Here is a 7,855-nt window from a genome sequence, read left to right on the forward strand (position 1 = left end):
AGGCGGACAACACGGCAACGGCCGGTCACCCCACCACGGGGCGACCGGCCGTTTCGCGTCTCAGCGGCTGTAGAACTCGACGATCAGCTGCTCGTCGCACAGGACCGGGATCTCCCGCCGCAAGGGCAGGCGGATCAGGCGCGTGGTCAGACCCGCCAGGTTCGTGTCCAGGTACGGGGCGGTGCGCTCGCCCGCGTGGGCGCCCGCCGCCGCCACCGCGAACGGGGTCTTCGTCCGGCTGCGCTCGGCCACCTCGATGACGTCGCCGGGGCGGAGGCGGTATGACGGGCGGTCCACCCGCCGGCCGTTGACGTTCACGTGCTGGTGCGCCACGACCTGCCGGGACTGGTAGATCGTACGCGCGAAGCCCGCCCGCAGGACCAGGGCGTCCAGGCGCAGCTCCAGGTCCACGAGCAGCTCCTCGCCGGTCTTGCCGGGGCGGCGCGCCGCCCGGTCGAAGGCGGCCCGCAGCTGGCCCTCGCGGATGTTGTACTGCGCCTTCAGCCGCTGCTTCTCCAGCAGCCGCACCTTGTAGTCGCTGACCTTCGGCCGCGCGCGGCCGTGCTGGCCCGGCGGGAACGGGCGGCGCTCGAAGTACTTGACGTCCTTGGGGGTCAGCGCGATGCCCAGCGCGCGGGAGCGGCGGACCTTGGGGCGTGACTGGTTCACGGGGCTCCTTTCTAATAAGGTAAGCCTAACCTTAGGAGGTCGGAGATGTCCACGCTCCCCACCCCGGCCGAGCGGCTGCGCTCGCTGCTGGCCGCCGCCGGCTCGCTCACGCTCCTCGTGCCCGGGCAACGCTGGGACCTGGTCGGCGCGCACCGGGTCGAGGACGGGCGGATCCTGCTCGACGTACCCCCGCGACACATCGACACCGCGGCCGTGCTCGAGCTCACGGACGTCGCCCCCACGCCGGTGCGGTCCCGGGTGCGCGCGAAGGCCGTGCTCGGCGGCTGGCTCGCCGCGCACCCCGGGGGCGGCGTGGCGCTGGAGCTGGCCGAGGCCGCGCTGCAGGACCCGGCGTACGGCCGCGACGCCGAGGTCGCCGTCGACCCCGACGAGTTCGCCGCGGCCGCGCCCGACCCGCTCGCCCACGTCGAGGCGGAGCTGCTGTGCCACCTGAGCGACGCGCACCCCGACGCCGTCGACCGCCTGGCCCGGCTGGTACCGCCGCATCACCTGCACGGCGTCAGGCGCATCGTGCCCGTGCGGCTCGACCGCTACGGCGTGGTCCTGCGCCTGGAGTTCGCGGGGCGGGCCCGCGACGTCCGGCTGCCGTTCCTGTCGCCCCTGGACCGCCCCGAGGAGGCCGGCGACCGCATGCAGGAGCTGTACGCCCGGGCGCGGTGCTGCCACGGCGGCCACTAAACGCTGAAGCGCCCACCAGCGTCCACAGCTGCCCGGCCATGTCGTTCAGCGAGGACGCGGCGCGGCTGGAGGCGGTCGCGGCCTCCTTCACCGCCTGCGCCGTGCCCGCCAGGTTCGTGACGTTGGCCGCGATGACCTGCGTGCCCGCCGCGGCCTCGGTCACCGAGCGGTTGATCTCCCCGGTGGTCGCGGTCCGCTCCTCGACCGCCGAGGCGATGGTGTTCTGGTAGTCGTTGTGAGCACGCCGACGATCTCGCTGGACGCCACCCCCAGCAGCTATTCGGCGCCCCGGCCGGGCAGGTGAGCAAAAACGGCGAGGGCCGCCGCCCGATGACCCTTCGGGCGGCGGCCTCGTTTCCGGTGGTGCCGGTCAGCAGGCTCCGTTGTCGGTCCACACGCCCTGGCCGTTGTTGCCGGGGATGTCGCCCTGGGTCCACCACTTCGCGGTCCACTTGTGACCGCCGTAGGAGACCGTCGCCCCGCCGTTGTAGGCGGTGCCGGAGTTCCAGGCGGCCGGGCAGGCCGGCGGCTGCGTGGTGCCGCCGGTGCCGCCGCAGGTGCCCTGGTCGACCCAGACGCTGCTGGTGCCGGGCGTCTCGCCCTGGGTCCACCATGCGGCCTTCCAGGTGTGGCCGTTGTACGACACCAGCGCGCCGCCCGTGTACGCGGTGCCCGAGTTCCAGGCCGCCGCGGTGCACGTGCCGCCGCCCGGCGTGGTGGGCGGCGGGCCGCCCGTGGTCGGGTTCGTGGTGGGCGGGGTGGCCCCGGCGAAGCGGGCCGTGTACTTCGTGAACTCCCAGTCGGTCTGCGGCACGCTGCTGCAGGTGCCCGACGTGGTGGACTGGTTCGGGTCGGCGCACTGGCGGTCGCGGTTGACCGACCAGTACGTGTACCGCGCCAGGTGGTGCGAGGTCGCGTAGTCCAGCACCGTCTGGAAGTCGGCCTGCCGGAAGTACTCGCCGGCGTCGCTGCGGCCGTTCATCATCGACACGCCCTCGTGGGCGTACGCGGTGGCGCTGTCCCAGCCGAACGTGCTCATCAGGATGCCGTGGAAGCCCTCCAGCGCGCTCGTCTGGGACGACCCGCCGTTGAACCCGCCGTCGAACGGCATGATCGAGTAGTTGTTCGGGGTGAATCCGAGGCTCTTCGCGTCCTTGAGCATCTCGGTGCCGAACCAGCCCGTGCCCGCCGCCGTGCCGGCCGTGGTCACCGAGACGTACAGGCCGGGGTTGTTCTGCTGCAGGATCTGCGCGGCGCCGAGCTCGTTGTGCACGGCCGCGGCGTTCTCGTACTCCGGCTCCTCGAGGTCGAAGTCGATCGCCTTGAGGCCGTACTTGGTGACCACCTGCTGGTAGGCGGCGGCGGTCGCGGCCGGGGAGCCGCAGGTCTGGCCGAGCTTGGTGCCGCCGTAGCCGCCGATGGAGACGCTGACGTCGCCGCCGTTGGCGCGGATGCGCGAGATGAGCGCGGCCGCCTCGGTGTCGGCGGACACGGCGCGCGTGCCGTCCCAGGTCGGGCTGCAGCCACCACCGTTGGGGGCGAGGATGAAGGCCAGCTGGAAGGCCTTCTGGCCGCTCGCGTTCATGACCGCTACGGCGTCGGGCGGGCTGTTGTCGAACGGCATCAGGTACGGCGCGGACGCGTACCAGTTGCTGGTCAACGCGGCACTGGCGGACTGCGCGTTGATCACGCCGAGGGTCGTCGCACCGATGGTGACGGCGGCGGTCAGCGCGAGGGGGATCAGGGTTCTGCGTTTCATGGACCCCTCCACGAGCATTACGGACGTGACGCTAACTGTTAACAAAGTTAAGCGTTGTGGAGGGAACGTACAACGTTGTCGATGCCTCCGCAAGTGCTCTTAAGGTCCTTAACAGATTGGGCCGCCTCAATGGCCCCGGTGCTTGGCCCGGGCCTTCGCGCGCCGCTGGGCGTAGCGCTCGGCGGACTCGGCCTCCCGCCGCTCCCGGCGCGCGACCCGGGCCTCGGCCCGGCGGTGCTGCCGGTCCGCGCCGAGCGCCTCCGCGGCGTCGTCGCCGGCGACGGGCGTGGCGGACTCGGCTCGCCGCAGCAGTTCGACGCCGTGGCGCAGCAGGAACTCGTACAGCTCGGGATCGGTGGGCTCGGAACCGAACACGTGCCGGACGGCGCGCACGCACCCGGCCCCGTCGTGGTGCTCGAGCACGGCGACCCAGAAGGGCTTGTCGAAGTACACGGTCATGGTCGGCATCGGTCGTCTCCTCGCGCAGGGCAGCAGGTGTCCTGCGCTGGACAACCGGTCGCCTCGAGGAGCGTCCGGCCGGAGACGGGCCGTCAGACGGCGCCCCGACTACCGACGGGGCAGTGTTTTCGCGCCCGGCCAGCCTACGCGCGGCCGCGCGCGAGCGCATCGACGCGGCGCAGTGCGTCAGGCATCCGGTACGGCCCGCTCATGCCGGTCACGTAGGCGGCCGCGGCGGCCAGGGGCAGGCCGGCGGCGGTGACGTACAGCGGCTTCGCCGCCCCGCCACGCCGCACCGGCACCGCGTGGGTCGCGGTGTGGAAGGACGTCTTGGCCACGCCGATCACCGGGATGCCCAGCGCCTCGTGCACGTGGGCGCCCAGGCCCGGGCGGCCGGCGGGGTCGAGGTCCACGTACCCGTCGACGATGAGCAGCTCGACCGCCTCCACGCCGGCGAGGACGGCCCGGATCGCCGGGAGCTCGCGGCGGTAGAACTGCCCGGGAACGTACGGCTCGACCTCGTCCAGCCACGCCACCCGCTCGGACTCGACCGCGAACCCGGGCAGCGCGCCGACCACGAGGGCGGCCCGCCCGCCGCCGGAGCCGGGGTAGTCCACGTCCACCGCGCCACTGCGCACCATGGTGGTCAAACTAGCCCGAGCCGGCGCGCGGTCGCGGCGGCCTGGGTGCGCGAGGCCGCGGAGAGCTTGGCCAGGATCGCCGAGACGTGGTGCTGCACGGTCTTCTCCGACAGCGCCAGGGCCGCCGCGATCTCGGCGTTGGAGCACCCGTCGGCGAGCAGCCGCAGCACCTCGGCCTGCCGCCCGGTCAGCCCGGCGGCGTTCGCGGCGGTGGCCGGCCGGGGCCCCCGCGGCACCCCGCGCACCCCGCGCCGGCGCAGGTCCGCCCGCAGCCACCCGGCCGCCTGCCGGGCCCCGAGCGCGTCCAGCGCCGCGAGCGCCGCCCCGGCCGCGGCCGCGTCGCCGAGCGCCAGCACGTGCACCCGCGCCAGGAGACGCCCGCCGCGCCCGAAGCCCTCGGCCGCCGCCCGCCAATCCACATCGGACGGTGCGCCGGTCGCCCGGGAAAGACGAAAGGCCAGTTCCCGGGTGTACCTTCGGTGCCCGACCGAGACCGCCAGCTCGAGCCCGCGCCGGGCCTCGGCCGCGGCGCGCCCGGGCTCGCCGCGGTACAGCCAGTGCTCGGCCCGCACGATCGCGACCGGCCCGATGCGCTGCAGCTCCTCGGTGGCCAGGGCCTCGCGCAGGGCCAGGTCCAGGGTCGCCTCGGCCTCCGGCTCGCCCCGCGCGGACTGGACCCGGCCCCGGGCCACGTACGCGGGCAGCGGCCCGACCCCGCCCCGGGCCGGGTACGCCAGCGACTCGTCGGCGTCGGCCAGCGCCCCGGCCCAGTCGCCCGCCTCGACCCGCACGGCCGCGCGGACGCCGAGCAGGTACTGCCGGTACCCATCCAGGTCGTGCCGGTCGGCGTAGGCCAGCGCCACGGCGATCGCGGCCAGGGTCGCGGCGAGGTCGTCGCCGATCCAGAGCTCGGTGCAGGCCCGGTTGACCAGGGCCCGGGCCGCGTGGTCGACGAGCCCCGCGGCGGCCGCGCGCTCGTGCAGGCGCACCAGCTCGCCGGCCGCGTCCGGGTCGCCGCGCACCAGCCGCGCGGTGGTCACGTTTATCGCCGCGTGCACGGCGGTCTCGCCGTCGCCGAGCCGCTCGGCGAGCTCGGCCGCGCGGGTGCCCCACTCGACCGCCGGCTCCACCTCGTGGGCGAGCATGTGCAGCTGGGCCCGGGTGCTCAGGGCCATCGCGAGCTCGCGCCCGGGCGGGCCCTGGCCCAGCGTCTCCACCGCGGCCGCGACCGCGCGCCGGGCCAGCGCGGTGTCGCCGCTCCACCAGGCCAGGCGCGAGAGCCAGCGCTCGTTCGCGCCCGCGCGCTCCCAGTCGCCGGCCGCCCGCCGCTGCTCGGCCGCGCGCCGGCGCGCGTCGACGGCCTCGGCGGACAGGCCCGCCAGGTACGCCTGGAACGCGTAGGCCTCCAGGACCTCGGCCCCGGCCCCGAGGTCCACCAGCGCCCGGTAGTGCGCGGCGGCCTCACGGTGGGCACCCTGGGCGGCGGCGGACTCGGCGGCGCCCAGGGAGTACCGCCGCAGCAGCTCTTCGTCCTGACTGAGGCGGGCGTGGTGGGCCAGCCGGGCCGGGTCGACCGCGGGGCGGGCCTCGAGCCGCCGGACCGCCCTCAGGTGCAGCGCGCGGCGGCGCCCCAGCGGCAGCGCGTCCTCGACGGCCCGGCGCAGCAGCTCGTGCCGGAACCCGGCCCCGTCCCCGGCCGCGACCAGCACGCCCGCGGCCACGCAGCGGTCCACGAGCGCCGGCTCCGGTCCGTCGCCGGCCACGTCGAGGCGCTGCATGACGGCCGCCAGCTCGGCGAGGTCGCGCGCGGGCGCCGGCAGCCGCTCGAGACGGGTCAGGATCAGATGGTGTACCGCACCCGCCGGCTCCTCGCTCAGCGCCTCGGTGACCAGCAGCGGGTTGCCGCCGGTGAGGTCGTAGACGGCGGCCGGGTCGCGACCGGCCCGCGCGGCCTGCTCGGCGACGCACTCGCGGGAGAGGGGCGGCAGGGGCACCCGGCGCACGGCGTCGCGCGGGAGGGCGGCCAGGGTCGCGTGCAGCGGGTGGCCGGGAGCCTCGTCGTCGCGGTACGTGAGCACGAGCAGGGCCCGGAGCCGCTCGATGCGCCGGGCGAGCAGGATCAGCAGGTCGAGCGAGGCCGCGTCGGCCCAGTGCAGGTCCTCCAGGACGACGACGGGCGGCGGCCCCGGGCGCTCGAGCGCGTCCAGCAGCGCGTCCAGGGGCGGCTCGTGCGCGGCCAGGGCCTCGGCGAGCGCGCCGCCGGCCTGCCGCGCGATGTCGTGCCACGGGCCGAGGGGGCGCGGAGTGACCAGCGGGTCGCAGGCCCCAGCCACAGGCCGCGCCGCGCGGCCGCGAAGGCGCGCACGAGGCTGGACTTGCCGATGCCGGCCTCGCCCGCGACGAGCGCGATCCGCCCGCCGTCCCGGGCCAGTCGCTCCAGCTCGGCCAGCGCCCCGGCGCGCTCCCACAGGGCCATCGGCGGGCGCTACGCCACGCGGCTGGTCGCCGGGGGCGTCTCCTCCGCCAGGGCCTCGCCCAGCGCGGTCAGGTCGAGCCCGAGCACCCGCGCGAGGGCGGCGACCGTGAAGAACGCGGGCGTCGCGATCGCCCCGCGCTCGATCTTGCGCAGCGTGTCGAGCGAGATCCCGGCCTCGAAGGCGACCGCCGCCGCGCTGCGCGCCCCGCGCGCCTGCTGCAGCATTCTCCCCAGCACCAGTCCCCGGTGCCGCTCGTCCTCGGTCAGCGGATTGCGCACCATGTGGACGATGATAATCCTGGTATTAGAATATCCGGCATGGTGCTGCTGAAGAGTGCGGCGGAGCTCGCGACGATGCGCGAGGCCGGCCGGGTGGTCGCCCAGATCCTGACGGCCGTGCGCGCCGCGGCGCAGCCCGGGGCGACCCTGCAGGAGCTGGACGACCTGGCCCGCGAGCTGCTGGCCGAGAAGGGCGCCAAGTCGTCGTTCCTGCACTACCACCCGTCGTTCGCGCCGATCCCGTACCCGGCGGTGCTGTGCCTGTCGGTGAACGACGCCATCGTGCACGGCATCCCGGACGCCCGCCGGCTCGACGACGGCGACCTGCTCTCCATCGACTTCGGCGCCCACATCGACGGCTACCACGGCGACTCGGCGATCACCGTCGGCATCGGCACCGTCGACGCGGCCGCCCAGCGCCTCTCCGACGTGGGTAGGCAGGCCCTGGACGCGGGCATCGCCGCCGCGGTGGCGGGCAACCGCCTGGGCGACATCTCGCACGCGGTGCAGACGGTCTGCCGCGCCGCCCGGTACGGCATGCCGACGGGCTACGGCGGCCACGGCGTGGGCACCGCCATGCACGAGGACCCGCACGTGCCGAACGAGGGCCGCCCGGGCCGTGGCCTGGCCCTGCGCCCGGGCCTGGTCCTGGCCATCGAGCCGATGGTGGTGGAGAGCGGCTCGGACCGCCACCGCCTGCTGCTGGACGGCTGGACGGTCTCGACGGTCGACGGCTCCCGGGCGGCCCACTGGGAGCACACGATCGCCGTCACCGACGACGGCCCGGTCATTCTCACGGCCCTCTGACCCTGTCACGCGAAACGGCCGGTCGCCCCGTGGTGGGGTGACCGGCCGTTGCCGTGTTGTCCGCCA

9 protein-coding genes and 1 pseudogene are annotated in these 7,855 nt (G+C 75.2%); 3 read left to right on the top strand and 7 right to left on the bottom strand.

Annotated features, from left to right (window positions below):
- Nucleotides 1–60: 60 nt before the first annotated feature.
- Nucleotides 61–669 (bottom strand): 30S ribosomal protein S4, encoded by a 609-nt coding sequence (gene rpsD, locus AB0B76_RS58325; RefSeq protein WP_360394911.1) that lies wholly within the window; start codon nucleotides 667–669, stop codon nucleotides 61–63.
- A gap of 45 nt (nucleotides 670–714) precedes the next feature.
- Here rpsD and AB0B76_RS58330 point away from each other — a divergent pair, with 45 nt between their 5' ends.
- Complete coding sequence (locus tag AB0B76_RS58330) at nucleotides 715–1,368, top strand: DUF2470 domain-containing protein (RefSeq protein WP_360394913.1); 654 nt, start codon at nucleotides 715–717, stop codon at nucleotides 1,366–1,368.
- Between the two features lie 38 nt (nucleotides 1,369–1,406).
- Nucleotides 1,407–1,598 (top strand): hypothetical protein, encoded by a 192-nt coding sequence (locus AB0B76_RS58335; protein WP_360394916.1) that lies wholly within the window; start codon nucleotides 1,407–1,409, stop codon nucleotides 1,596–1,598.
- Between the two features lie 140 nt (nucleotides 1,599–1,738).
- Here the strand turns inward: AB0B76_RS58335 and AB0B76_RS58340 are convergent, their stop codons facing one another.
- The 6 genes and pseudogenes from AB0B76_RS58340 to AB0B76_RS58365 form a co-directional block, all read right to left on the bottom strand.
- On the bottom strand, nucleotides 1,739–3,127 hold the full coding sequence (locus AB0B76_RS58340; protein WP_360394919.1) for a chitinase: 1,389 nt from the start codon (nucleotides 3,125–3,127) through the stop codon (nucleotides 1,739–1,741).
- Between the two features lie 126 nt (nucleotides 3,128–3,253).
- Nucleotides 3,254–3,595 carry a YjdF family protein gene (locus AB0B76_RS58345; protein WP_360394922.1) on the bottom strand — a complete coding sequence of 114 codons (342 nt, stop codon included), beginning with the start codon at nucleotides 3,593–3,595 and terminating at the stop codon, nucleotides 3,254–3,256.
- Between the two features lie 134 nt (nucleotides 3,596–3,729).
- Nucleotides 3,730–4,227, bottom strand: a complete 498-nt coding sequence (locus AB0B76_RS58350; protein WP_360394924.1) for an endonuclease V — start codon at nucleotides 4,225–4,227, stop codon at nucleotides 3,730–3,732.
- 5 nt (nucleotides 4,228–4,232) lie between these two features.
- A complete protein-coding gene (locus tag AB0B76_RS58355) occupies nucleotides 4,233–6,560 on the bottom strand; it encodes a LuxR C-terminal-related transcriptional regulator (RefSeq protein WP_360394927.1) in 2,328 nt (775 codons plus the stop codon).
- Between the two features lie 14 nt (nucleotides 6,561–6,574).
- A pseudogene (locus AB0B76_RS58360) lies at nucleotides 6,575–6,703 on the bottom strand (hypothetical protein); the annotation flags it as partial.
- Nucleotides 6,704–6,712: 9 nt separating this feature from the next.
- On the bottom strand, nucleotides 6,713–6,985 hold the full coding sequence (locus tag AB0B76_RS58365) for a helix-turn-helix transcriptional regulator (protein WP_360394930.1): 273 nt from the start codon (nucleotides 6,983–6,985) through the stop codon (nucleotides 6,713–6,715).
- Nucleotides 6,986–7,021: 36 nt separating this feature from the next.
- On the opposite strand from AB0B76_RS58365, the gene map reads away from it, so the two are divergent.
- The gene (map, locus tag AB0B76_RS58370; protein ID WP_360394932.1) at nucleotides 7,022–7,789 is read left to right on the top strand and encodes a type I methionyl aminopeptidase; all 768 of its coding nucleotides are present in this window, start codon (nucleotides 7,022–7,024) and stop codon (nucleotides 7,787–7,789) included.
- The last annotated feature ends 66 nt before the right edge of the window (nucleotides 7,790–7,855 follow it).

The organism is Dactylosporangium sp. NPDC049140 (genome assembly GCF_040648435.1).

Bases quoted from the DNA above. Each gene is read 5' to 3' on its own strand.
- AB0B76_RS58330 (WP_360394913.1), top strand. From the start codon at position 715: ATGTCCACGCTCCCCACCCCGGCCGAGCGGCTGCGCTCGCTGCTGGCC.
- AB0B76_RS58335 (WP_360394916.1), top strand. From the start codon at position 1,407: ATGTCGTTCAGCGAGGACGCGGCGCGGCTGGAGGCGGTCGCGGCCTCC.
- AB0B76_RS58340 (WP_360394919.1), bottom strand. From the start codon at position 3,127: ATGAAACGCAGAACCCTGATCCCCCTCGCGCTGACCGCCGCCGTCACC.
- AB0B76_RS58345 (WP_360394922.1), bottom strand. From the start codon at position 3,595: ATGCCGACCATGACCGTGTACTTCGACAAGCCCTTCTGGGTCGCCGTG.
- AB0B76_RS58350 (WP_360394924.1), bottom strand. From the start codon at position 4,227: ATGGTGCGCAGTGGCGCGGTGGACGTGGACTACCCCGGCTCCGGCGGC.
- AB0B76_RS58365 (WP_360394930.1), bottom strand. From the start codon at position 6,985: ATGGTGCGCAATCCGCTGACCGAGGACGAGCGGCACCGGGGACTGGTG.
- map (WP_360394932.1), top strand. From the start codon at position 7,022: ATGGTGCTGCTGAAGAGTGCGGCGGAGCTCGCGACGATGCGCGAGGCC.